Origin of the sequence: Paenibacillus sp. MMO-58, from assembly GCF_037146255.1 — a bacterium.
GTDB lineage: Bacteria > Bacillota > Bacilli > Paenibacillales > Paenibacillaceae > Pristimantibacillus.
The window spans coordinates 159,628-183,252 of the sequence record NZ_JBBCVY010000003.1 but is presented as its reverse complement, the minus strand read 5'-3'; the positions used below and the strand labels follow the sequence as shown (position 1 = coordinate 183,252).

26 protein-coding genes are annotated in these 23,625 nt (G+C 47.8%); 6 read left to right on the top strand and 20 right to left on the bottom strand.

The window, feature by feature from the left end; translation table 11 throughout:
- Position 1: 1 nt before the first annotated feature.
- The 6 genes from WFJ73_RS11910 to WFJ73_RS11885 form a co-directional block, all read right to left on the bottom strand.
- On the bottom strand, positions 2-1,012 hold the full coding sequence (locus WFJ73_RS11910; RefSeq protein ID WP_336773263.1) for a LacI family DNA-binding transcriptional regulator: 1,011 nt from the start codon (positions 1,010-1,012) through the stop codon (positions 2-4).
- 286 nt (positions 1,013-1,298) lie between these two features.
- The gene (locus WFJ73_RS11905) at positions 1,299-2,078 is read right to left on the bottom strand and encodes a class I SAM-dependent methyltransferase (protein ID WP_336773262.1); all 780 of its coding nucleotides are present in this window, start codon (positions 2,076-2,078) and stop codon (positions 1,299-1,301) included.
- Between the two features lie 154 nt (positions 2,079-2,232).
- Entirely contained in the window at positions 2,233-2,718 is a 486-nt protein-coding gene (locus tag WFJ73_RS11900; RefSeq protein WP_336773261.1) for a DUF5412 family protein, read from the bottom strand.
- Positions 2,719-2,794: 76 nt separating this feature from the next.
- Entirely contained in the window at positions 2,795-3,220 is a 426-nt protein-coding gene (locus WFJ73_RS11895; protein ID WP_336773260.1) for a macro domain-containing protein, read from the bottom strand.
- Positions 3,221-3,410: 190 nt separating this feature from the next.
- Positions 3,411-5,162 carry a ribosomal protection-like ABC-F family protein gene (gene abc-f / locus WFJ73_RS11890; RefSeq protein WP_336773259.1) on the bottom strand — a complete coding sequence of 584 codons (1,752 nt, stop codon included), beginning with the start codon at positions 5,160-5,162 and terminating at the stop codon, positions 3,411-3,413.
- Between the two features lie 372 nt (positions 5,163-5,534).
- Positions 5,535-5,945: a MarR family winged helix-turn-helix transcriptional regulator gene (locus WFJ73_RS11885; RefSeq protein ID WP_336773258.1), complete on the bottom strand. Its 411-nt coding sequence runs from the start codon at positions 5,943-5,945 to the stop codon at positions 5,535-5,537.
- 110 nt (positions 5,946-6,055) lie between these two features.
- Here WFJ73_RS11885 and WFJ73_RS11880 point away from each other — a divergent pair, with 110 nt between their 5' ends.
- Both WFJ73_RS11880 and WFJ73_RS11875 read left to right on the top strand, forming a co-directional pair.
- Positions 6,056-6,247 carry a hypothetical protein gene (locus WFJ73_RS11880; protein ID WP_336773257.1) on the top strand — a complete coding sequence of 64 codons (192 nt, stop codon included), beginning with the start codon at positions 6,056-6,058 and terminating at the stop codon, positions 6,245-6,247.
- Positions 6,248-6,496: 249 nt separating this feature from the next.
- The gene (locus tag WFJ73_RS11875; RefSeq protein ID WP_336773256.1) at positions 6,497-7,588 is read left to right on the top strand and encodes a PRK06851 family protein; all 1,092 of its coding nucleotides are present in this window, start codon (positions 6,497-6,499) and stop codon (positions 7,586-7,588) included.
- Between the two features lie 74 nt (positions 7,589-7,662).
- Here WFJ73_RS11875 and WFJ73_RS11870 read toward each other — a convergent pair whose 3' ends face one another.
- From WFJ73_RS11870 to WFJ73_RS11860, 3 genes are read right to left on the bottom strand one after another with little or no spacing between them, the layout of a single operon-like run.
- Positions 7,663-8,034, bottom strand: a complete 372-nt coding sequence (locus WFJ73_RS11870; RefSeq protein WP_336773255.1) for an NUDIX hydrolase — start codon at positions 8,032-8,034, stop codon at positions 7,663-7,665.
- Positions 8,035-8,058: 24 nt separating this feature from the next.
- Positions 8,059-8,619 (bottom strand): hypothetical protein, encoded by a 561-nt coding sequence (locus WFJ73_RS11865; protein WP_336773254.1) that lies wholly within the window; start codon positions 8,617-8,619, stop codon positions 8,059-8,061.
- 24 nt (positions 8,620-8,643) lie between these two features.
- On the bottom strand, positions 8,644-9,030 hold the full coding sequence (locus WFJ73_RS11860; RefSeq protein WP_442955943.1) for a DinB family protein: 387 nt from the start codon (positions 9,028-9,030) through the stop codon (positions 8,644-8,646).
- A gap of 337 nt (positions 9,031-9,367) precedes the next feature.
- On the opposite strand from WFJ73_RS11860, the gene WFJ73_RS11855 reads away from it, so the two are divergent.
- The 3 genes from WFJ73_RS11855 to WFJ73_RS11845 all read left to right on the top strand — a co-directional run bounded on the left by WFJ73_RS11855 (position 9,368) and on the right by WFJ73_RS11845 (position 12,465).
- A complete protein-coding gene (locus tag WFJ73_RS11855; protein WP_336773253.1) occupies positions 9,368-10,627 on the top strand; it encodes an ABC transporter substrate-binding protein in 1,260 nt (419 codons plus the stop codon).
- Between the two features lie 84 nt (positions 10,628-10,711).
- Positions 10,712-11,626 (top strand): carbohydrate ABC transporter permease, encoded by a 915-nt coding sequence (locus WFJ73_RS11850; RefSeq protein WP_336773578.1) that lies wholly within the window; start codon positions 10,712-10,714, stop codon positions 11,624-11,626.
- A gap of 14 nt (positions 11,627-11,640) precedes the next feature.
- The gene (locus tag WFJ73_RS11845) at positions 11,641-12,465 is read left to right on the top strand and encodes a carbohydrate ABC transporter permease (RefSeq protein ID WP_336773252.1); all 825 of its coding nucleotides are present in this window, start codon (positions 11,641-11,643) and stop codon (positions 12,463-12,465) included.
- 118 nt (positions 12,466-12,583) lie between these two features.
- On the opposite strand, the gene WFJ73_RS11840 is transcribed toward WFJ73_RS11845, so the two are convergent.
- The 11 genes from WFJ73_RS11840 to WFJ73_RS11790 form a co-directional block, all read right to left on the bottom strand.
- On the bottom strand, positions 12,584-14,638 hold the full coding sequence (locus tag WFJ73_RS11840; protein WP_336773251.1) for a hypothetical protein: 2,055 nt from the start codon (positions 14,636-14,638) through the stop codon (positions 12,584-12,586).
- A gap of 285 nt (positions 14,639-14,923) precedes the next feature.
- The gene (locus tag WFJ73_RS11835) at positions 14,924-15,823 is read right to left on the bottom strand and encodes a response regulator (RefSeq protein WP_336773250.1); all 900 of its coding nucleotides are present in this window, start codon (positions 15,821-15,823) and stop codon (positions 14,924-14,926) included.
- Between the two features lie 5 nt (positions 15,824-15,828).
- A complete protein-coding gene (locus WFJ73_RS11830; RefSeq protein WP_336773249.1) occupies positions 15,829-17,082 on the bottom strand; it encodes a sensor histidine kinase in 1,254 nt (417 codons plus the stop codon).
- A gap of 77 nt (positions 17,083-17,159) precedes the next feature.
- Positions 17,160-17,810, bottom strand: a complete 651-nt coding sequence (locus WFJ73_RS11825; protein ID WP_336773248.1) for an amino acid ABC transporter permease — start codon at positions 17,808-17,810, stop codon at positions 17,160-17,162.
- Between the two features lie 64 nt (positions 17,811-17,874).
- Entirely contained in the window at positions 17,875-18,528 is a 654-nt protein-coding gene (locus WFJ73_RS11820) for an amino acid ABC transporter permease (protein WP_336773247.1), read from the bottom strand.
- A 75-nt stretch (positions 18,529-18,603) separates the two neighbouring features.
- The gene (locus WFJ73_RS11815) at positions 18,604-19,452 is read right to left on the bottom strand and encodes a transporter substrate-binding domain-containing protein (RefSeq protein ID WP_336773246.1); all 849 of its coding nucleotides are present in this window, start codon (positions 19,450-19,452) and stop codon (positions 18,604-18,606) included.
- A gap of 68 nt (positions 19,453-19,520) precedes the next feature.
- On the bottom strand, positions 19,521-20,249 hold the full coding sequence (locus tag WFJ73_RS11810; protein WP_336773245.1) for an amino acid ABC transporter ATP-binding protein: 729 nt from the start codon (positions 20,247-20,249) through the stop codon (positions 19,521-19,523).
- A gap of 377 nt (positions 20,250-20,626) precedes the next feature.
- Entirely contained in the window at positions 20,627-21,022 is a 396-nt protein-coding gene (locus WFJ73_RS11805; RefSeq protein WP_336773244.1) for a VOC family protein, read from the bottom strand.
- Between the two features lie 122 nt (positions 21,023-21,144).
- The gene (locus tag WFJ73_RS11800; protein ID WP_336773243.1) at positions 21,145-21,513 is read right to left on the bottom strand and encodes a hypothetical protein; all 369 of its coding nucleotides are present in this window, start codon (positions 21,511-21,513) and stop codon (positions 21,145-21,147) included.
- Positions 21,514-21,682: 169 nt separating this feature from the next.
- Positions 21,683-22,192 carry a hypothetical protein gene (locus WFJ73_RS11795; RefSeq protein ID WP_336773242.1) on the bottom strand — a complete coding sequence of 170 codons (510 nt, stop codon included), beginning with the start codon at positions 22,190-22,192 and terminating at the stop codon, positions 21,683-21,685.
- Positions 22,193-22,213: 21 nt separating this feature from the next.
- Positions 22,214-22,603 (bottom strand): hypothetical protein, encoded by a 390-nt coding sequence (locus tag WFJ73_RS11790; protein ID WP_336773241.1) that lies wholly within the window; start codon positions 22,601-22,603, stop codon positions 22,214-22,216.
- A 223-nt stretch (positions 22,604-22,826) separates the two neighbouring features.
- On the opposite strand from WFJ73_RS11790, the gene WFJ73_RS11785 reads away from it, so the two are divergent.
- Positions 22,827-23,537, top strand: coding sequence for a class I SAM-dependent methyltransferase (locus WFJ73_RS11785; protein WP_336773240.1), 711 nt, complete (start codon positions 22,827-22,829; stop codon positions 23,535-23,537).
- Positions 23,538-23,625: the final 88 nt, after the last annotated feature.

Here is a 23,625-nt window from a genome sequence, read left to right as displayed (position 1 = left end):
GTTATCTGGCAGACTGTCTGACGATCAGACGTGGCACCAGTTGGTTGGGATGCACAACATTTTGTTCCTGCCGGATCAATTGGTCCAAGAGCCTGACAGATTGCGTGCCCATATCCCCCGCATCCACCTTGACTGTCGTCAAGGATGGCGAGAACATCGCCGCGAAATCGACGTCATCGAATCCTACGACCGACACTTGCTCGGGAATCCGCACCGACTGCTCAAGCAGAAATTTCATCGCGCCCATGGCAAGCATGTCATTGGTGGCGAAGAGCGCCGTATATCCACCCTCCCGGAATTGCTCCCACTCCCGGTTCATAATCTCGTATCCTTCTGCAAAAGTTGAAGTCGCCGCAGATTGGATTGCCGCATCGGCTTCTTGGATACCAGCCTGTATAATTGAAGTCATAAATCCCTTCAATCGCAAATGATGACTGCGATGACTTTGCGGCCCCGCGACAACGAATATTTGCTTATGTCCGGATTGCGTCAAAAACTCGGCGACCATCCTGCCGCCTTCTTCGTCCTGATTGACGATATGGATAACGCCATCCACGTCCGTCGAGCCGTTCACCATAACGAATGGGATGCCGAAGCTCGTGATGTGATCAATCACGTTCTGTTGGAGCCGGCTGATGAGAATAAGCCCGTCCACCCGCTTCTCGATCATGAAGTCGGCCGAACGATACGACATGTCGTGATCCGTTGTAACGAATATCGAATAATTCAACCTTGCTGCTTCCAACAAGACGGCATCGACGATTTTTCCGTAGAAGGGATGCGAGGCAATCGGAAGATCTCTCCTATACAAGAGCACCCCGATGTTATGCGTCCGTTGCGATACCATTGCCCTCGCGACCGCATTGGGTTTATATTGCAATTCCTCGACTAGCCCAAGAACCTTATCGCGCGCTTCCGGACTGGAATATCCATTCCCGGAAATAATCCGCGAAACGGTAGATTTGGACACCCCGGCACGCCGGGCGATTTCTTTGATGGTCGGATTATCCACGAAGCACTCCCTTTCACAGCTGTGAGACCGTTCCCATATGGGATCGTTCCCATACGTATAGATTAAGGAGCGGATGTTTCTTCTGCGTTAAACCGAACCTAAGGAATTGTAAATCTAGCGCTAAAAATGTCCAGAAAAATGGAAAACCACCGAATCATGTCATGATTTCGGTGGTTTTGTGTAAAATGTAAACGTCCCTTGGAAAACGATGAACTTACTTTTTGCGGGGAAAATGCAAATGACCTGGCTGCGGGGGTAGCCAGGTCATCTTTTGGACAAATTCATTTTATATTTTCGTAGCTTGATAAACAAACTTCTGATTGCCGTTTGAAGGTTTTTTCCCATCCTCAAAATCAGCGCAAACCGTTACGTCAGAGAAACCAATACCCTCTAGAATCAATTTGAACTCTTCTACCCCGTACCAGCGCATGGCGAAACGTTGTAATTCCGTTTGGATCAATACCCCTTTTCGCAACTTTTCATATTTCAAATAGCTGACACGGTATTGATTGAAGAACAAATCAACTTCCACATTCTTGCCTTCCATCGTAATGAGATCACCATTAGGCAAGTGATAAGTTGCCGTACCGTCCCAATGCCCTAATTCCGAACTGTTGTAATTGTTGTCGGGCAAAAACAGATCAAGGATCAGCTTTCCACCTGGTTCCAAATGTTCATATAGCCGATTTAATACCTGTATCGATTCCTCTCGTTGTTCAATCAACAAAAACGAACCCCCTGGTATAATGATCGCTTCATACTTATGCGGCAAAGAAAGCTCCTGCAAATTTGCTTGATACAAGTCCGGAGCTAGTCCACGTGCTTCGCAGCGATACCGGCAAGAAGCAAGCATTTGCGTGGAATAATCAACCCCGTCGACGATTAATCCTGATTCAATGAGAGGAATGATCACACGTCCAGAGCCTACCATGGCCTCCAGAATACGTCCTTTGCAGTGCTTCAGTTTTTCGCGATAATACTCTATATCTCCGCTGAAGGATTGCCCGACTTTTTTAGTAAGGTCATAGACCTCTGTGCAAAGTTCACCATAATAACTGAAAGACATATGTGCTTTTCCTCCGAGGATATGGATTTTTCGAAAACAAGTGCGTCATCAAATACCATATTAAGCGGGAGGGAAATTCTGAACAATGGATTTTTTTCTTTTAACTCAACTGTCCAGCTATATGTAACCTACTTTTACGATTCGAGTTAGTTAATTAAAAACCAAGCAGCTTAAAAATAAAAGGCTCCTTAAGGTCCTCCGCTTTATAGCAGTTTTTAAATTTTTTTTCTTTAAGCAAAAGACTTCGACATGCAGCACCTGACTCTTCGTAAATATCCGTATTTACATTTAAATCTATGTTCCTGTATTCATTATATCTAGGGCTCTCGTTTTTTATAGACAGGATGTCTGATGCTTTCCAAAACATTGAAAAATCATTTTTATGGTTACTCGAATATACCTTTTTCTTTTCTTCGGACTGGGTTTGTTTAACCTCAACGATATACATTACCCCGCCTGCTGCACCACCATAATTTAAATAATACGAACTAGCTTCATATTTACCATCCGGCGATTCAATTGGACCTAGAAATAATGTTGCGTTATCAAGGCTCTTGAACTTATAAAAATACCTATTATAGCCAATTAACATTAAAATGCCGAATATCAGTACAAGGATGATCATATACCTTTTTTTCATGCAGTCCCTCCGTCAACAAACAACTCGAAGTATGCGCCAAAGTGATTTGTTTCCTTCTTTACCCCTTACCTCCTTGCTATCGATAGTGACATACTATAATTTCAACTTCCGTATCTTCAAAAACTTCATTAATAATTTCTCTTACTTTTCCCCATTGAAGCTTATCAAGGCCGCATCCTATTTGCGGCATAGCAAGCTTGGTTATTCCTTCAGATAAGCACAGCTCTCTCGTGGATATAACAGCTTGGGTCAAAGATTCGTATGTGGGTTTTTGCCAGTATTTCGATTTCGTAATTAGATTCAAGGCTCTTCCCACCTTATAGCATTTCCCTATTTCTAATGGACTCTTGTTTGCCATATCTTGAAGAGATTTAAGCTTAAACCGCTTTCTAAACTCAACTGCAATTCCTGCACCCATTTTTGCATCCGCAGAAATGCAATGCGCTAAGTGATAATCCTCCGTCATAGTGAACAGATCTTTCTTTATTTCTTTAAAATCCACAACATGCCTTCTTCCTTAATATGAATTCAACTCGGAAACTCAATCATTTAATCAGTTACATCAACGATCCTTCGAACCATACAACCATTTATATGCTACCACATATTGGTACATAGCTGACCCTTATCTCCATAAAAATGGCAGCTGATCCTCTAATCAACTGCCATTTCCACTCTATTTCGCTAGCTTTTCAAGTACTTAGCTGCTTCTTCAAAGCGAGCAATTGCTTATACTCTTCATCGAGCTCCGCGTACCGGATGTCTGTTGGTTTCAGCATGCTGAGTTCCGCAAGCACAAAAACGATTCGATTCGCAATAACCAGCTTCTCCTCTTCCAACTGCTGTTCGTTCTTGTCACCTGAAGCAAGCATACTCTGCGCCCGCTCTCGAAACGTTTCATAGCCGGATTCAATCCGCTTTATATTACCGTCCTCAAAAACAAGCAGCTTCGTGCAGATCTTATCCATCAGATATCTATCATGCGAGACAACAATAAGCGTTCCGCGATACTCCGATAATGTCTCCTCAAGCTGCTCGCGGCTTGCCAGATCGAGATGGTTGGTTGGCTCATCCAATATGAGCAAATCCTGCTCTCGCATCATAAGCAGCAATAGCTTGATTCGCGTGCGTTCGCCAAGGCTTAGCTGAGAGATGGGCTTTCGGAGCATAGACGCATCGAACCCCATATTGGCCAGCAGTGTCCGTGCTTTCCCAATATCGCTGCGGACTTCATAACTCTCCTGCAAAAGCTCGAGAACGGTTTGCTGCTGATTGAGGTCCGATACATCCTGCGTTAAATACGCGACTTTGGCAGTTGGACTAATCCATAGCTGTCCGGAGTCGACCGATTTTTTCCCAAGCAGCATTTGAATAAGCGTTGTTTTTCCGCAACCGTTAGGCCCAAGCAAGCCGATCTTCTCCCCGCGTTGCAAATAAAAAGAGCTTTTCTTAAACAAGGAGCGCTTGCCATACGACTTGCTAATCTCCTGCGCTTCTACGATTCGCCGGCCGCGTTTGTCCGGGTGATCCCAGCCAAAGGACACCTTTGCTTCCTCATTGGGCTTCTTCACGCCTTCTATCTCAATCTTTTCCAGACGGTGAATGCGGGATTTGATTTGCTTATCCATGCTTTTGGCTTTGCTGCGGTAGAATTCCTTCACGCCAGCACGCATCTCAGCCATTTTTCCAACCTTGCCTGCTTCGCGATGCGCTTTCTCTGACCAATTCTTCAACTGTTTGATTTCTGCTTCAATCTTCTGCTCGTATTTCTGCTGTTCTTCATACTGATGAAGTTGGCTCTGAAAACGGCGGGATTTCTCCTCCCGATAGAACGTGTAATTGCCCGGAAAAGACGTCGAAACGCCATCTTGCAGCTCAATAATCCGGTCCACCGTTTGATCGAGAAAATAACGGTCATGCGATATTACAATTGTCGTGCCGCTATACCGCCCAAGTTCTTTAACGAGGCAATCGACGCCTTCAAAATCCAAATGATTCGTCGGTTCATCAAGCAAGAGTATATCTGGCTTTGAGGACAAAATATGAGCAATTGCCAATTTCGTCTTCTCTCCTCCGCTCAATCCCGCTAAACGCGCTCCGTCCCACTCCTTCACCTTTTGCAAGCCGAAATGACTTGTTGTCTTTAGAAACTGCTCGGTTTCATGGGACTCATCGGAATGGTCCATCATGTTGCTGAAGGTATTAACGGTATACGAAGTCGACTGCAGCAAATAACCGATTCGAAGTTGATCCTTGTGGAAAGTGATCTTGCCGTTGTCAGGTAGAATCGTACCAAAGATCAGGTTGGCGAGCGTTGTTTTGCCTGCCCCGTTCATCCCGACCAAGCCAATCCGCTCTCGGCTTGCCAGATCGGCTTCTACGTTCACGAGCACATTCGTGTCGCCAAAGCTTTTTTTAATTCCGCGTAAGGTTAATATTGTCATTGCAATCACCGCTTCTAGTTTAGTTGAACAACTGACAAGGGGTTATGATTGTCGAAGACAAAAAAACCGCAGGACGCGCCTGCGGCTAAGGATATGCGGATATAGAAATAGCGTGAAAACACCCTAAACAGACGCCAATAAATGGCATCAACCAAGGTGAAAGGAGTCCTCTCCAATAGACACACGTATCCTAATCCGCTCCGCGCATAGGCTGAGCTCTTATCGCTTATCGTCATTTTCGAAAATCATGATCGACAGGAATTAGGTCCACATGATGTCTAATTAGATACCTCCAATAGCTTTCAAGTTAACCCATTATAGCATGATAACCTCTCACTCGCATGCCTTTATTTGGAAAATAAAAAAATAAAATTATTTGATGGTTGTTTCAAAAAATGCAAGGTCAATCTGTAGATCTTGCAGCTGTTTTAGGTGAACTTCGGATATATGCTCCAATAGTTCGAGTCCTTTATCCGTTAGTGAAATCAGAATACTTCTCGCATCATCCGGGTTCGGCCGGCGCTTTATAAGCCCGGACTTCTGACAGCGGGATACTAATCCGACGCAAGCATGATGCGTTATTTGCAGTTTCTCGGCCGCCTCCGAAATAGTCGCGTAATCGCGTCCTGGATAACCTTGTATGGCTAGAAGCAGTTGGTGTTGCTGAGGAGTTAAACCCACTTCCTTTGCAACGCTTTCACTAAAATGCATAAATACCCGTAACTTGTATCTGAAGCTAGCCAATCGCTCGTACAAGGTTTTTGTAACAACCGGATTTGACATTAATACATGCTCCTCTACATATTTATATCGTAATACGATACATTTTCTAAAATGATAAGTCTGTAACCAATGAAGTTATTTGGAATAAATTTTAGATTGGGGATGAATTTATGAAAGCAATGGAGATTTTCAAATCCATTTCCATCGGAATATTGATTGCTGTATTTGCTCTTGGTCTTTTACCATTCTTAGTCGTATTTAGTTTAGCAGATATGTACGGCGTCACTGAGAATTACGAATGGCTGGAGACATCGTCACTATTGTTCATGTTTCCGAGAAAGAAAAAAGATAAGGAAGAATAGTTGATAAGCCTTATTTTAAGAAAGCCTTCACTCCCTATATGATATGCGCCACTCTATTTCGATAATGTACTCTTTACATCCACACATTGAAGCTGATTTTCCGATCGGCTGCCGCTGTAGTGAGTCGTAAAATGTTTTACCTTTCAACATTATAAACACCTCTGTGCGCTAACCGGAATACGCTGAACCATAGGCATCTATCCCATATGCGCTTATATCACAGGATAGGCGCACAAAGGAGTGTTCAGGTTGGTTGAAAAAACATCCCACTATTTTGCCCGCGGCAATACGGCACACGGAGCTCATTTTCTGTATAAATCAGCTTTCCAAGGGCTTGATCGAATTCTCGTCCTAGTTGGTCCCCGTGGTACGGGTAAATCCACAATCATTCGTAAATTAGCGGATAGTCTGTTGGACAGCGGGCAGCACGTGCAATGCTTTCACTCCCCGCTTCGACCGAATGAGCTGGACGGCATTATTGCAACCGAATTAAAGGTTGGTATTGTCGATGGGCTGGCTTGCGAGTGGAACATAGAGGGCGGAGCAGGTGGGGTTATTGAGATCGATTTCGGTGTGGCGCTTGATCACAGAAGTATTTCCACGAATGCTATTGAAATGATCGAAGAGCTCAAAGGAAAGCTTAGCGATGCTTATTCCAAAGCTTATGAATCCTTTGCAACCGCTTTACGAATTCATGATGAATGGGAAAAATTTTATATCGAAAGCATGGAATTCGATAAAGCAGATCAAGTCACGCAGGAACTGATTGAGGAATTGTACGCTGGTCATGACAACGGAACACCAACCACTGGACGCCATTTATTTTTCGGCGCAGCGACTCCGAAGGGTGCTTTTGATTTTATTCAAAGCTTGACGGCTCAATTGAACAGAAGGATCTTTATCAAAGGAAGACCCGGTTCCGGTAAATCCACTCTTCTTAAAAAGCTTGCCGCTGCGGCCGAGAGGAATGGCATCGAAGTTCAAGTGTTCCATTGCGGTTTTGATCCAAACAGCCTAGATATGCTGATCTTCCCTAAGCTGAGCACAGCTATTTTCGACAGCACCGCTCCTCACGAATACTTCCCGGATCGGAACGGGGATGAGATCTTGGATATGTATGAACGTACCATGATCCCAGGGACGGATGAAACCTATGCAGTAGAAATAGCTGCAATTAAAGAACGTTATTCGGCGAAAATGAAGGAAGCCACTTCCCATTTGGCGTCAGCGGAAGCCTTCGATTCACAGATTAAATCCTTTTATACGGCTGCGACGAATTTTTCAATTGTCGAGAAACTGAGACTTCAGCTGCAGTCAGAACTAATGAACCACATCCTATAGCAATAGGTGAAAAATCGTTTAGGGCCATCCTTTTAGGATGGCCTATTGCGTCGTTATGCTATCTTTCCTCAATCTTATAAATTCAATTGCTCTTTTGCCAGCTCAAGCATCGGTAAGGTTACGGAATCAAATTTTTCAAGTTCAATTAACGGAATCCATGCAATTTCTATGATGTCAAGGTTATCTTGGTTATCATTGTCGAGATACAATTCTCCCCCAACAACTTCTCCTATGAAACTAAACTTCTCGTTCCGCTCGTGTAACAATGCCTTCAATTGAATATCGAATCCCGTCTCTTCATGAACTTCCCGTATACACGCTTGTTCGGGACTCTCCCCTTCTTCAATTCCGCCTCCAGGAAAATTCCAAACTATATCTCCCCGTTCAACGTATTGTTTAACCATTAGCACAGAGTCATTTTGAATAATAATTGCTTCGGCAATCACTAAAACAACACCCTCTATAATAATTTAGACGTATTCAATCTCTTCTCGGTCAACTGTACGATCGTAACGAATCCAACTCATTTCTTCAATACCGAGCAACTCCTTAAACTTCTCTACAGCGACAAACTCCTCCCCATCATCAAATCCTAGATTACCGGCAAGTAGTTCTTCAATCGATTTTATCTGTTCGTTATTCAATCCGAATACCTTAAAAGCATCTGCATCAGGGTTTTGCTTCATATATCCTTCAAAAAGCGAGGCTTCTTCTTCGTCATATTCATCCATCATTTCTTCGAACTCTTCGTCCATTAATTCATACAGCACCTGAAGGCTTGATATAACTTGGCCCTCTTGAAAGAGTTCAAATCCCCATCCGTGATCTTCCAAATGGGTAAAGTACAATATTGGACAACATTCGGATAAATTCTTTGGTAGCTCCGATGCTGCAAATTCTCCATCCTCCGGTGTAAAAAATGCTAACCAATCCTCGTTCAACTTCATAGTTGGTGTTCCTGTAGGCAAGAGCTCATAGAGCTTAGGCTTATCAGCCATTCGAATGATATTGCCATATGTAAATTCACTCATATTTGCACCTCTCTTAACTATTCGTCAATCCCAAACCTTAGGCCGTTTTACCCCGGCCGTTCTTAAATAATCTAAAAGTTGACCTGAATGGACGGCTTCATGGTATGCAATTCTCATCAGCATGTCTCCTAATGAACGAATGTACCCTACGTCTTTTCTATCAATCTGGATTCTTGTTAGATCCTCTTCCGTATAAGATTTTACTGTATTCATAAACTCATTTCGATAGGGTTCTGAAAATTGGAGTTCATCTCTGAGCGTTGTGAAAGCACGTGCTTCATAGGGGGATTCATAGGCGGTTAGACTTCCTTCATTCAACAAGGCAAGGTGGCTTCTATAGCATTCATAGCTGCTTCCTTTCGACTTCAAATATATTTTTACATTATACCAGAACTTACGTTCGCAATGCATCTAAAAATATTAGATTGACACGGAATTTTCTTATCACAACTAAAAACAGATGGACTATTTTCGAGCTTTTACTGGTGAATCCCACCCAATTCACGGTGGAATTAAGCCTATCGTCAGAATGCGATAACAATCGTGACAATCCCTTAAGACCATAAACCCATACGAAATAATATGGCTCCCAGGAGATGTCCTACCATTGTCTCAATTCATGAAAGCGTGTTCAAAATTGATTTGGATGCGTCTATAATGTTTCGTAAGACGAACGCGTCTCAAGCATTTAAAGAGTGGTGGTGATGCTGCTGCAGTACCAAAATGCCGCAATGGGAGGCCGAAAACGATGGCAAAATACCGAACATTATTAACGTGTTTATTGCTTCTGGTTTTCATGATTAGCGGATGTTCAAGCGGGACCACATCGAACAGCAATACGAAAACGCTAACCCTTTGGTACTGGAACCGGAGTCTGGACGATAACTTGATAAGCGGGGTCCAGAAGCAGTTTCCGGGAATTCGCATCAACGCTCAGAAAATCGGGGGCGACTTCAAATCCAAGCTGAAAACGACTCTCGCTGCCGGCAAAGGCGGCCCGGATATCGTGGCCTTTAACGACTGGGTCACTGAGCTGTTCCCAAGCGCCGACCGCTTCTACAATTTGTACGAGCTCGGAGCGAAGGACATCGAGGGAGACTACCTCGACTGGAAATGGCAGCTTGGGGTCACGCCGAAGGGCGAAATGATCGCCATGCCGATTGACACTGGCCCAACCGCCTTATTTTACCGCGCGGACTTGTTCAAACAAGCGGGGCTCCCGACCGACCCGGAAGAGGTTCACCGGATGATGGGCACTTGGGATGACTACTTTTCCGCAGGCGAGAAGCTTCAGAAGGCGCTTGGCGGCAAGGTGAAGCTGCTTGACAATATCGGACAGGTGTATAACCAGGTCAATGCGCAGTCGGATAAAATTTATTTTGATAAAAATGAAAATTTCATTGGCGAGGATCCCTCCTCTTCCATGAGAAAAGCGTGGGACTTGGCGGTTAAAGCCTCGCAAATGGACTTGCTTGCCAATGCAGGCACGTTCTCCACCGAGTGGAACGCGGCGATGAACAACGGCAAGATCGCATCCTTCGTGGGAGCCGTATGGAGTAAACAAATCCTGATGGACGCGGCTCCGGATACGGCGGGCAAGTGGCGAGTCGCGAGAGCTCCGGGCGGAGACGGCAATAACGGCGGCTCTTTCCTTGCCATTATGAAAACGAGCAAATACCCGAAGGAATCCTTCGAGGTGATGAAGTGGCTGCTGAATTCCGAGAATCAGGTGACCAGCTTCAAGGAACTCAACCTGTTCCCTTCCGCCTCCAAGGCGCTCGACTCGGATGTCATGAAGATGAAAGAGGAGTTTTTCGGCGGTCAAACTACCGGTGAGATTTTTACGGAGTCCGCTCGCAACGTGAAGCCCTCCTATTTCGGGACGAAATACTCCAACCTGAACGGAATCGTGAACCGTGAGCTGTCATCGGTTGCCCTTGAAGGCAAAAGCCCGGATAAGGCTTGGAATGATGCGCTTTCCAGAGTTAAAAAGGAGCTGCTGCGTTAAAGAATCATACCATCCCGGCAATGGAGGTAGAATCTGATGGCTCAACCCTTACAGAAACGAACTCAATTCGATCCCGGAAGCTCCATGCAGCTTTCGGAGCGGAAGCGAGGATTAGCGTCTGAAATATGGAAGCACCGGAAGGAATATCTGGCCATTTCTCCCTTTTACATCTTATTTGCCGTTTTCGGCTTATTTCCGATTCTGTTCTCGATGTATCTTTCGTTCCAGAGATGGGACGGCATCGGCGTGATGACCTATAACGGACTCAACAATTATCAATTTATGGTCACCGATCCTGAATTCTGGAAAGCGGTAGGCAATACGATCCTGATCTGGATTTATTCGACCATTCCGATGCTGTTCTTCGCGCTTACCATCGCGTTTTTACTGAATGCTTCGTTCACAAGGTTCCGCACCTTCTTCCGAATCGGTTACTTCTTGCCGAACGTCACTTCGCTTGTTGCGGTTGCCATTGTGTTCAGCACGGTATTCTCCAATAATTACGGACTGCTGAACTATTTCCTGTCCCTCTTCGGACTTTCCCCCGTGGAATGGCTGAACAAGACTTGGGGCATCCAGCTGGCCGTATCCATCATGGTCATCTGGCGCTGGGTCGGATACAATGCCATCATTTATCTGGCAGGACTCCAGAGCATTCCTACCGTCCTTTATGAGGCGGCCAAAATTGACGGAGCCACGGGCATCCAGTCCTTCTTTCGCATTACGATCCCGAACTTGAGGCCGATTATTCTTTTCACTGTCATTACTTCTACCATCGGAGGCATGCAGGTCTTCACCGAATCGCAGGTGCTCGTCGGTAACGACGGCGGCGTTAGCGGTGGAGGGCTGACCATCGTACTCTACCTGTACCGGGAGGCATTCGTGAACAATTACTTCGGATACGGTTCCGCCGTAGGCTGGGGCATGTTCATATTGATTGCCCTCTTCTCGATCTTCAACTGGCGGGTAGTACAGGGCGGCGGTGCCAAAGATGAATAAACGGGGTGATACGCATGGTTAAAAGGAAGTCTGCCATCCTGCTCTATTTCGGGCTGATCATTGGACTTGTCATTTCCGTCTTTCCTTTTTACTGGCTGGCTGTGATGGCCACGCGTACGACGGCGGAAATATACAGCTTCCCGCCAAAGTTTTGGTTCGGGACGCATTTTATTAGCAATATAACTCGGGTGTTCGACAACGTCGATTTCTTCGGCGCGTTTCTCAACACGCTGTTTGTGGCTTCTTGCAGCACCTTGCTGGTCTTGTTCTTCGATTCCTTGGCTGGGTTTACGTTCGCTAAATTCAATTTCCCGGGCAAAAAGTGGCTGTTTGTCCTTCTGCTCGCAACAATGATGGCGCCGTCGCAGCTCTCGCTCGTTCCTTCCTTCGTCATCATGGCGAAGTTCGGATGGGTAGGCTCATTCAAGGCGCTGATTATTCCCGGCATGGCCAATGCGTTCGGCATCTTCTGGATTCGCCAATACGCGCAGGAAGCCGTCCCATCCGAACTGCTGGATGCCGGACGAATCGACGGTTGCGGATTCTTTCGGCTCTACTGGAACGTCACCATCCCTATCCTACGTCCGGCGTTGTCATTCCTGGGAGCATTTACCTTCATCGGTTCCTGGAACGATTATCTCTGGCCACTGATTATCCTTAATGACGAAAGTAAATTCACGCTGCAGGTGGCGCTCTCCTCCCTGAACGGAATTTATGTGACCGATTATGCAATGGTCGTCGCGGGCACGCTGCTGGCGGTAATCCCGCTTATCGTCCTGTTCTTGTTTGTCAGCAAGCAGTTTATTTCCGATATTGCGGCAGGCGCAATCAAAAGCTGAATATGACCGTATGATCAATCCCAACGTTGCATACCTCAAAATAACACCAGAAGACAAAGAGCTATCCAAGAAGCAGAAGCTTCGAGGATAGCTCTTTTCGTTCCTTCGGATAAACATGCTAATGCCGGTGAGAAATCGGAGTCCAGTGGCTTCCGCCCGTGATTTCGGCGATCGCCTTATGCAGGGCGGCGTTCAAGTTGGCGCCAAAATGTCCCTCTCTCAAAAATGCGATCAGATCCTTTTTCCCGATAGCACCATCTGCGTCAAAATCGGCCCTGGGATCGTAATGAAGCTGTCCTCGCTTCGTTCCGTACGCGCGCAGGAATTCGATCGCATCATTCCAATCGACCTGGCCATTGCCGTCAAGGTCAGCCGTCGGTACAGGATCCGTACCCGGGTCCGTGCCTGGATCCGTGCCTGGATCCGTGCCTGGGTCCGTACCTGGATCCGTGCCTGGATCCGTGCCTGGGTCCGTTCCTGGATCCGTTCCTGGATCGGTGCCCGTTACCTCGTACCAAGCGGTACCGAGATAGACCTGCCACCCGTCCTTCCAATGTATCTTCGCTTTATCCGTGACGATCCGCTCGGACGGCAGCCTGCCATCCTCTTGCAGACGGCTCAGCCAGATGCCGCCGTCATAGGTGTAAGAGGCTTCGCCAGCAGCCGAAAGCGCAACGAAATGGCTGTCGGCAGAGCTGGTCGGCGTCAACCGCTCATCCTCTCCGGCAGGCGACCGCAGCCATAGCTGCTTCTGCCCGGCCTCCGTATATACCGTATAGGCAATCCAGCCGCCTGCCGTCAGGTAATCCCCCGTCACGGCAGATGCGCCAGCAAGCTCATCCGTAACGCCATTCCGATCGATAACAAGCTTGGAGCTGTTCGTCGATTGGTCATCCCGTGCATAGAGCAGCACGCCGCCGTCCATAACCGGTGAGCGGTATGTGAAACCGTCGTTTGGCGTAATTTGCGCAGCCGCGCTGTCCGCGTACCGGAATAGCTTGCCCTCTCGCGCAAACACAAGCGTGCCCTCATCGTCCAGCGCATAATCGAATCGGTCGGTGAAGCCGACGGAGACCGTTTCACCGGTTGCGGTGTTCGCAAGCATCAGCTCTCGAAGTCCTCCTCCCGGCGCATGGTAGGCAGCCCAATCCCCGTCCACGCGAATATCGTCTCCTGCAAGGGATTGCAGCTGACCGTTTCGCCATACGAAACGCGAATAGTTACCCAGCGGGTCGAGACCTTTCCGATAGTAGCCGTCGGGCAAGTCTAAGCCGGTTGCATCAAACGCGCTGCCCATAGCGCCTCCGGGGATTAGGCGGACGTTCAGCTGAGTTTGTTCCGCTACGAGCAGCGGCAGCGTCTCCACTTCGTTCGTATCCCGGTGGCGAATGCGCAGACGGTGATCGTAGGCATTCCATAGCAGCGTGCGCGAAGCGTCCGTATCCAGCACAAGACCTGCTTCCTTCGAGACGGTCGTCAGGTTCGAGACGTCCTCTACGTAGATCGGATAGGACTGCGTGCTGGTCAAACCGCTTGCGTCGGTGGCGCTGAGCTGTACGGTAGCCGGCTGACCAAGCCACTGCTCCGCGGAAATCGTCTCGGCAATCGCGTTCGTGCCGGATGCCAACAGCTTGCCGTTGATGCTAAGCTTCAGGCTGCTGCAGCCCGAGCCAGGATTATCGTCGGTGCAAGAAACGTTGAGCGCCAGGTTCGGGTCAGCGACTTCGAACGGAAGCGGCGTATCGGGATGAATCATAGGATTTTGGTTGTGCTTAAGCGCGATGGCGAGCGGAGCGCTGGAGATGCCATCAACGTCAACCGCGGAAAGCGTCAAGGTGAAATTCCCCCAAGGAAGCGAAGAGACGTCGACCCAGCCGGTGTATTCGCAGGACGATCCGCAGACGTCAGTCTGCTTCTTCAAGCTGACCGCCGGCATGCTGGCCGCCGTGGCCTTCGTTTCGACAATGGGCACCTGAGAGTTGACCGTAACGCGGACAAAGATGCGATCTTGAACGAAGGAATCAACCACCGGAGTCGTTACCACAAGTCGCGGTACCGAAGCGGCGCGTACAGGCTGAACATGAATATAGACGAGGCCGAGAAGCAGCAGGACGGCCATCGCCGCTTTTGCGAGCTGTCTTCCATGATTAATTCTGGTGTTCGTATTCATCATTTTTTGACTTTTCCTCCTTGTCATTCGGAACGTAGTCCTGTATGTAAAGCGCCGCAAACGAAGCCCTCAAAAACAGGTAAACATTTCCTTTTGCTTGCGCAAGACTATTATGCCTGTCCGAACATGGCCCGTACATAGGGAGATGCCCCTATATAAAAGGACTATTTTGCAGGGCCTAGATCGTCACGGCAGCGGGACTATTCGGATGCACGATCGAGTGACAAGATTCGACAATCGTTTAACCTAACAAAAAATAAAAAAGCCGCAGTTTGTGCGACTTTTATCTTACTGATTTTTCATTTTATCCAGCGTTTCAAGGTAGAGCACTTGAAGAAATTTCTTGATATTAACTTTGCGCTTCTCCTGCGGACATTTCTCGTCGATTTCTCTCATCTTGAGACGCACGTCTTCGAAGTCGAAATAAAGCGGCGCGTAATGCTCGAACTTCGGGTGGCTGTAATCCGTGAGCCCAATGCTCGCCAAGTTTGATAAAGCGGCAATGACGGTCCGGCGAACGCGCTGCTCGACCGCCTTCCCTTCCTTTTCAATATCGCCGCCTTCCGGCTTGCTCGCCCGGGCTCCGACTTCGTATAACGATTTCAGTGGCGGAAAGCCGCCGCCTTGATGCCGCCCAATCAACCATGAAGTCATCTCGATGATGTCATGGCTACCGCTCTCTCCGACGATACCCATGTCCATCAAGATCATCCGCATGGTTTCTTTGGCATCATGCTTCTTCCTCGTGGCCGCAGGCTCCGAATTCAGATCATCCAGCTTCGCAATCGACTGTTTGATTTCCTTCAGGTAACGGGCCATTCGCCATTGCTCGCTTACTTTACCAAGCACGGCTTTCACTTCCACCCGGTTAATCGGCTTCCGGATATAAAATTCTATGCCCGCTTGATACGCTTTGCTGATCATCTCTTTGTTCTCGATCTGCGAAATCATGACATACTTGCCTTCGTACCCTTCCTGTTTCAGCCGCGCGATCGTTTCGATTCCGTCCTGGTCCGGCATCAATAGATCAATGAGCACGACATCGGGGTTCTCGTCCAGTACAAGCCGCTTCCCTTCAACGCCGCCCGACGCCATACCGCGCACCTCGCCGACGCCGCCTTTCTCGATAATCGTCTGCAGCATACGTCTGCTAACCGCATCGTCGTCGACAATACAGAATGACAGCATTGCCCCTACACTCCCTTCTTCAACTTAAAGGTCGGAAAAATCGCGACGAACGAGGTTTCAGCGTCCCGCCCCGGTTCCATAAGGAGGAGTCTGCCCTTGAACGAGCCAACGATATCTCGGACATGCGAAAGGCCTATGCCGGTCGCAGCGACGCCTTCCTGGTTAAACTTGGTTGTAAACCCGGGCTCAAACACCATATCTTTATCCTGTTCGGCAATCCCCGTACCCGTATCGCTGACGATAAACAAGGTTTCTCCTTCTCGTTCGATTACGCGGATACGTATCGTTCCAAGCCGCTCGATGGCTTCGACCGAGTTGGCCGCCAAATTGTTAAGCACGGTGATTAGCGGTATGTAATGCGCTGTCAGGTAATCGATGCCGACGTCCTTCTTGATTCGCACCTCTTTTTTCAGCATCCGGCTGTACTCGCCGTTCGACTTAACCACAAGCTCGACGATCTCCGCCAAGGTCATTTCCGGGGCGCTCTCCAAGTCGGAGAGCTTCATCAGTCCGGCCAGTATTCGCTGCGAATCCTTCTTCACCTCGTGAATCTGTTGGGTAATCTCGAGAACGGATCGGCCGTAGTCGTTCAGCCCTTCTTTGACCAGCTGACCGTACAGATCATGGCTCTTTGCGGTAATCCGTTCAATTGCATCCATCGATTTGCGCAAATAAAATACCTCGCCATAGAGTCCGCTGCCGACATTGATCATCTGTTCGATCCGTTTTTGCTGTTCGGCGTGAACGGTCCGCATTTGGTGCACGGCGATACTGCTGTAGATGCCCGTCGTAAAATAGCTGCGCACCACGGCGATGACCGGAATCAATAACCACTGATTGGATTGAAAATACGGTAGTCCGAAAGCTACGCTTCGCATCAGCAGCTCCGCTTCATTGGAGACAAAGTCAATCAGCGACACGCACGCGCCGAGAATAAGCGGATTCAATTGATGCAATCTGCGTTGAATGAGGGCCATTCCGGCCGCGAAGACAATGTAATAGAGCATGGCGGAGAAGTGCGTCTTTAAGCTTCCCAGAAGATAGAATGTGCCTGGAGAGGCAGCTCCGTCAAAAGATACCCGAAACAGCAGTACCGTCGCGCCCGCGGCGATCCCCGTCCGCCAATAAGGCAGATGGCTCATCAACAGTAGCAGGAACAGAAAGGCGCTGCTGCCAAGACCGATGCGAAAGACCTCGCCGCTGAACGGGTTGATTTTGAATTCCCCGGCAACCGCTACGACGATGGCAACGACAGTCATTTGCATGCTTTCGGATTTGGACCAATTTGTTATGGCTATAGGAATGACCCCCATCGGGATCTAAAATCCGAGGATGCTTAGCCCCATTTATTTTCCAGGCGCCTGGCCGCAAGCGACAGCGCGTAATTCACCGCAAAATACAAGACGGCCACTAGTGCGAGAATTGGAAGAGTATAATTGAAATTTTGCGCGATGACAATCTTGGAATTATGCATCAGCTCAGGCAGGGATATGACGATGGCTAGCGACGTGTCCTTGAGAAGGGAGATGAACTGGCTTACGATTGGCGGTACCATGCGCCTCAATCCCTGCGGGAGCACGATATGCCATACCGTTTGCGCATAAGTGAGACCCGACGAACGGGCGGCTTCGACCTGGCCTTTCGGGATGGAGCTTAGTCCGCCGCGCACGATTTCCGAGATCATGGCGGCTTCGAATACTGCCAGCCCAAAGATGGCCGAGCTCATAACCCCCAGCTTGAGACCGACGTCCGGCATCGCGAAATAGGTGAAAAACAAAATCAACAGCAGCGGCAAATTGCGGATAAACTCGACGATCACGCCGAGGATGCGGGATACGACCGGAACTCTCATATAGCGCAGCGTTCCGGTAATGCTGCCCAGCACGAAGCTCAGCACGATCGCGATGAAAGCAACCCAGAGCGTGATGCCGAAGCCTTTCATGATGAAGATGAGATTATGGTATGAGAAAGCGCCAGCAATGTCCATCCGCCGATCCTCCTAAAAGTTATTTGCGAATTTTGCGGTTCTTTCTGTTGCATAATGCGGAACTCTATCCGTTCTTGGCCAACCTTCGTTCGAGCTTCAGCGCCGCAAAGCTTAAAGGAATGGTCAGAACGAGATACAGCGCCGCAACAAAGATATAAGTATCAAAGGTCGCGTACGTCTTGCTTGCCACTTGATCGCCGTAATACATCAAGTCGAATCCGGCGAAGACGCCAAGAATCGACGAGTTTTTCACGAGGTTTATGAATTGGTTGCTGAGCGGCGGAATGACGATTTTTATGGCCTGCGGAAGCACGACATGCCGCATCGTCTGCATATACGTCAATCCCGAAGCTCTGGCCGCCTCCGTCTGTCCTGTCGGAATGCTCATGATGCCCGCCCGGATTGCTTCGGCAACAAAGGAAGCGGTATATACCGTTAGTCCGACCGTGCCGCAGATGAATCCGCTTAACGTCACGCCTAGCGAAGGCAAGCCGTAATAGAACACAAAAACGACTAGCAGCAGCGGTATATTCCGAACAAACTCGACGTAAGCCGTCCCGATCCAGCTGAGCGGCTTGACGGACGAAATACGGAATACGGCGATGATCGTCCCAAGGGCGAAGCTGCCGAGCAATGCAATGACGCTCGCCCAGATCGTATTGCCAAACCCTTTCATATAAATTTCGAAGTTGTCTGTAAAAATCGATAAGTCCGGCATGCTGCTCCCTCCCGCTATTCCCAATATGCAGAGGATGGGCAGCGATTGGCCACCCATCCTCTTATTCACAGACCTCTATTCTCCGGACGGGGCTTTGCCGATCCATTTCTCGTAAATCTTGTCGTACTCGCCGCTGTCGTGGAGCTTCTTCAATCCAGCGTTTACGCTATTCAGAAGATCGGTTGCGCCTTTCTTGATCGCAATACCGTAAGGCTCGTCGGTGAACGGTTCCCCGACAACCTCGTAGTTCGGGTCCTGAACGGCCATGCCGTACAAAATCGCGTTATCGGTCGTCAGAGTGTCGCCTTGACCAGCTTTGAGCGCGCTGAACGCGTCCTGGTAATTATCGAACTCCAGGATGGCCGCGTCCGGCGTCTTCGCTTTGATGTTGTCGACCGAGGTCGAGCCTTTTACGGCCAATACTTTCGTGCCTTTCTTAATATCATCAATGCTCTTGATCGGACTTCCTTTCTTCACCAGAAGGGACTGTCCAGCCTTAAAGTACACATCGGAGAAATCGACTTCTTTCTTGCGCTCTTCCGTAATCGTCATCGTCGCGACAATCAAATCGATATCGTTGTTGTTCAACATCGGAATACGCGTTTTGGAAGTGACCTCCTTCAGCTCGATCTTGGTCTCGTCGCCGAGAATCTCCTTGGCGAGCGCCTTTGCGATGTCGACGTCGAAGCCTTCAACGTTGCCGCTCGCCGGATCCTTCAAGCCGAACAGCTTCGTGTCATACTTAACGCCGACAACGAGTTTCCCTCGGTTCTTGATGCTCTCCAGCGCCGAAACCGATCCGGATGCCGACTCCCCGTTTGCGCCGTTGCCGTCCCCTCCTTCTTTGTTGCTGCATCCGGTCAATAATACAGTGGCAAGAAATGTAAGTGCGATGCCAAGCGTCATCCAACTTCTTCTCTTCATAGCTTTAAACCCCTCTCCGTTATGGAATTGCATGGTTTTGGCAATACGTCTCGCCCTAACGCAAGACATTAGTGGCGCAGAACGCGATTGAGAAACAAACGGGCTCTTTCTTCCCGAGGCTGCTCGAAGAATTCCTCCGGCGGAGAGATTTCGACGATTTGCCCTTTGTCCATAAAGACGACGCGGTCCGCCACTTCCCGCGCGAAACCCATCTCGTGCGTAACGACGACCATTGTCATCCCTTCTTGCGCCAAGGTCTTCATGACGTCCAGAACCTCACCTACCATTTCCGGATCAAGCGCGGAGGTAGGCTCATCGAAAAGCATAATCTTTGGCTTCATGGCGAGTGCCCTGGCGATTGCCACGCGCTGTTGTTGTCCACCGGACAGCTGCGAAGGAAACGCGCCCGCTTTGTCCTCAATGCCGACTTTCTCCAAATACATCTTGGCTGTTTCCATCGCTTGCGGCTTCGGCACGCCAAGCGACTTCATTGGAGCGAGCGTAATATTGTCGATCACTTTCATATGAGGATATAGATTGAAGTGCTGGAACACCATGCCGATTTCTCGGCGCAGCTTGTTGATGTCGGTTTTCTTATCGGCAACGTCAACCTCATTGACTCTCAGACGGCCGCTCGTGATCGCCTCCAACCGGTTGATGCAGCGGAGGAGGGTACTCTTTCCCGAGCCGGAAGGCCCGACTACAACAACTACCTCACCCTGCGCGACTCGAAGATCGATACCTTTTAGCACATGAAAATCGCCATAATGCTTCTCCACTTGCTGAAATTCAATCAACGCAATCCCCCTTTCCGTTGCTTTGCCCTCTCTGATGGACAGGCTGTGTCAGGTTAGATAACATACTGTGTAGACAACTATATTGGAAACCTACGAAATCCTAACGAATCCGACATCAAATTGACGAGTTTTTACAAACGAGTGCAATTCCATCCTAATCACAACGGCAAAAAAGCCCCCGTCGCCGGGAGCCTCTCCGCTTTCTCGCGCCATTCCGCCCAGTCGCCGCCAAACGCTTTGGCAATCTTGAGTAAATAGATGCACCATCGCGCTCTATTACTCAATAAAAACGGCAGCAGATCTTAGATCTGCTGCCGTTTGATTCAATATAATTCCTCAATATATCAACGTTGGCTCTTTCCGCTAATACCCATTCATCACAGCACCTGTGCAATCTCCCATACATACCCGTCCGGATCGGCAAAACAAGCCGTCCGTCGCCCCCAGGGGCGCGTTATCGGTCCGTTCAACAACTTAATTCCTAGCAAGTCCAGCTCGTCGCATACCTTGTCAACGTCCGGCACTTGGATCGTGAACTGAAACCGCGCACCATCTTCGCCGCTACCAACCTGCGCGGGTTCAATCAACTCGGGTGCATTCGATTGATTTAACAAATTAATGCTTATATTACCAAAATCGAACACCGCGCAGCTTTCATCCTCATATATGATTGCAAGCTTGAATGTCTCTTGATAGAATGCCTTCGACCGATGCAAATCTTCTACAAACAATGTGATTTCGGTAATTTTGTTCGTCCAGTCAGCTATCGCCATTCGCCTCCGATTCCATTTGCATTTTTTTACAATTCTAGTTTGATCATACGAATCACACGTACCGTTGTCAATGTTAATATGGGGGCGGTGTCGTCGCTTTCCAAGCCCATCTTCTATCAAAATTACATTGGAAAGTCAGGTAATTCCGGAGCTTTAAAAGGATTTTCAACTAGGATACTCAAAACTATTTGTATAACTACACTAACAACTAAAAAAAGTATTATTCGTTTCACTAACCTATCCCTTCCTATTTTCACTCCAAATGCAGGAACAAACTTGTTAAAATAATATACCGTAGCACTAGGGAAGAATATAGCGTTACAAATAATAATAACTCCGCATACAAGCATTTGGCCTAGACCGGTCAAGAATCCTTGTGAATAAAAGTCTGGAAATAGTAAAAAGAAGGCCCTTAATATTGCTATTGGTACAACAACTGAGATAAACATTGCAATGATTGAAATTAAGATCTTCTGTCTGCCCTCACTCAATTCCATCCCTCTTTCATTAATGGATTAATCATATGAAGTATTCGCTTAATTATTAAATTATCCTACCGTTTCTTCAATGAAAAAAAGCAGCCGATGATCGGCTGCTTTCGAGTTGTTTTGAACTAATTTTCGGGCATTCCCGGCAGGCTGGGCAAAACGGAATAAAACATCAAATTTTGAACATGTTCATTAAAGGCATAATCGACTTCACCATATTAAGTCCGACTTGGATAGTCGGCATCATTTGTTTAAAAGAGCCGAAAAAATGGTTCTGCTGCCCTCCATCTGCTTGCCCTGAAGAAGGGCTTTTCGTATCTTCTAGCTTTGTTTGTACTCCCGCTCCTGAAAAACCCGAAGGGCCGGATAACATTGGCTTAAATAAGCCTGTCGCCATTGAACCAAATGAATTGAGCGCGCCGATTCCCCCTATCAAGGTATCCAGCAGTCCCGATACTTGGATTTCCGGTGTCTTGGAACGATCAGAAAGATTTACTCTCCCGCAATTTCTGGTTTCGGAAAGGATTAGCTGATGGTCGTGAATGGCTTGAACCGTTCCGACATAACAGTTACCGTCATTTAACAGCACGCAAACGGGCTGGCCGATACAACGGTTTGCTTTTTTGACCGCAAGAACTCTTCCCTCAGGTTTTCTTTTTTTAGGAGCTTTCCTGAATGCCATCGTGAACCCTCTTTTCCGCTATCAAATAAAGAAGAAAGGCAAAATAAAAAGTGAAGCAAGTATTGCAAACGGAAAAAAGAAACAATCGCCGCCAAAACCGCAGCCCCCGCCGTAACCGCCATAACCCCCACCATAACTGTCATAACCGTAACCGTCATAATAACTTGATAGTCTTGCTTTATGCTTGGAACGCGTTGTGGAACGCTTTTGTTTTTTTGAAGGTTTTCCGCTCCGAACGGATGACAAAGTCAAAGGCTTTCTGTCAAAAGTACAATCCTCCACTATTAACTTTCCGTCTTCTACTCCCTTTATCGTTCCTATAAAATGCCTTCCGTCATGCGTAACCGCACTAACTCTCCGTCCGATATACGGATATACCGTATTATGGCTAATCGGATAAACTTCCTGCATAACTCATTCCCCCTAACCTGCTGCTCGTATATTCTAGACTATGAAAAAGTCTGCTATAAGGTCTGTACGATTGTCATCTATTTAGAAAAAAAACGAGATGTACTCCATTCTCTCAAGCAATGACAATATGAAAGATGAGGGTGCGAGCATTCAAAAAGCAGCGAAGAATGGGTGCAGTCATAAAGGAGGATGTGCATAGAATATCGGAAGAGGTGAGGAGGCGTTGGATTATCATTCATTATTAGCCCGGCTCGGCGAAGGCAGTGCACATCCGGGAGGTTTCCAAGCAACCAAAGAATTAATCGGACAAATCAACTTTCAGCGCGGCACAAAAGTGCTGGAGGTAGGATGCGGAACAGGCCGGACGGCATGTTATTTAGCCAGCTTAGGCTGCAACGTGACAGCAATAGACCGGAACGAGAATATGATTCAAAAAGCGACTTACCGTGCGAAGATAAGCGAACTCCCCGTCCGAATCTTACAGGCAGATGCCACTTCAATGCCTTTTCCGGATGAAACGTTTGATGCCGTTTTTACGGAGTCGGTAACGGCATTCACCAAAGGAAGCTCCGCTATAAGCGAATACTGGCGAGTGCTGAAGCCAAAAGGAATTCTATACGATCGAGAGCTGGCATTTTCTATAAAATTAACTACGGTGCAAAAGAATAAACTCCAGTCGTTTTACGGACTTTATCATCTGCGAACCGTTCCGGAATGGCTGAAGCTGATGGGTACATCCAGGTTTAATAAGTACTCCGTGTCACATTTCTTGCAAATGAAACAACTGACGGGCGATAACGACCCTTTACGGGTAATTGATCACGAACTATTCACGAAACCAGATGTAATTGCCATGATGATGAAAAATGAACGCCTGTTGAGCAAATTCTCCGGTGTGATGGGCAGTGTTGTAATTACAGCTTGGAAAGCTTGAATGAATATAATGGAGACAAGGCAGACGATCTCTGATCGTCTGCCTTGTCTCCATTCAACTACTGATTCCATATACAAAAAAACATAAA

Coding starts and splice junctions, on each gene's coding strand:
- WFJ73_RS11905 (WP_336773262.1), bottom strand. CDS start 2,078: ATGTCTTTCAGTTATTATGGTGAACTTTGCACAGAGGTCTATGACCTT.
- WFJ73_RS11900 (WP_336773261.1), bottom strand. CDS start 2,718: ATGAAAAAAAGGTATATGATCATCCTTGTACTGATATTCGGCATTTTA.
- abc-f (WP_336773259.1), bottom strand. CDS start 5,162: ATGACAATATTAACCTTACGCGGAATTAAAAAAAGCTTTGGCGACACG.
- WFJ73_RS11885 (WP_336773258.1), bottom strand. CDS start 5,945: ATGTCAAATCCGGTTGTTACAAAAACCTTGTACGAGCGATTGGCTAGC.
- WFJ73_RS11880 (WP_336773257.1), top strand. CDS start 6,056: ATGAAAGCAATGGAGATTTTCAAATCCATTTCCATCGGAATATTGATT.
- WFJ73_RS11865 (WP_336773254.1), bottom strand. CDS start 8,619: ATGAGTGAATTTACATATGGCAATATCATTCGAATGGCTGATAAGCCT.
- WFJ73_RS11860 (WP_442955943.1), bottom strand. CDS start 9,030: ATGCATTGCGAACGTAAGTTCTGGTATAATGTAAAAATATATTTGAAG.
- WFJ73_RS11855 (WP_336773253.1), top strand. CDS start 9,368: ATGGCAAAATACCGAACATTATTAACGTGTTTATTGCTTCTGGTTTTC.
- WFJ73_RS11850 (WP_336773578.1), top strand. CDS start 10,712: ATGCAGCTTTCGGAGCGGAAGCGAGGATTAGCGTCTGAAATATGGAAG.
- WFJ73_RS11845 (WP_336773252.1), top strand. CDS start 11,641: ATGGTTAAAAGGAAGTCTGCCATCCTGCTCTATTTCGGGCTGATCATT.
- WFJ73_RS11840 (WP_336773251.1), bottom strand. CDS start 14,638: ATGATGAATACGAACACCAGAATTAATCATGGAAGACAGCTCGCAAAA.
- WFJ73_RS11835 (WP_336773250.1), bottom strand. CDS start 15,823: ATGCTGTCATTCTGTATTGTCGACGACGATGCGGTTAGCAGACGTATG.
- WFJ73_RS11830 (WP_336773249.1), bottom strand. CDS start 17,082: ATGACTGTCGTTGCCATCGTCGTAGCGGTTGCCGGGGAATTCAAAATC.
- WFJ73_RS11825 (WP_336773248.1), bottom strand. CDS start 17,810: ATGGACATTGCTGGCGCTTTCTCATACCATAATCTCATCTTCATCATG.
- WFJ73_RS11820 (WP_336773247.1), bottom strand. CDS start 18,528: ATGCCGGACTTATCGATTTTTACAGACAACTTCGAAATTTATATGAAA.
- WFJ73_RS11815 (WP_336773246.1), bottom strand. CDS start 19,452: ATGAAGAGAAGAAGTTGGATGACGCTTGGCATCGCACTTACATTTCTT.
- WFJ73_RS11805 (WP_336773244.1), bottom strand. CDS start 21,022: ATGGCGATAGCTGACTGGACGAACAAAATTACCGAAATCACATTGTTT.
- WFJ73_RS11795 (WP_336773242.1), bottom strand. CDS start 22,192: ATGGCATTCAGGAAAGCTCCTAAAAAAAGAAAACCTGAGGGAAGAGTT.
- WFJ73_RS11790 (WP_336773241.1), bottom strand. CDS start 22,603: ATGCAGGAAGTTTATCCGATTAGCCATAATACGGTATATCCGTATATC.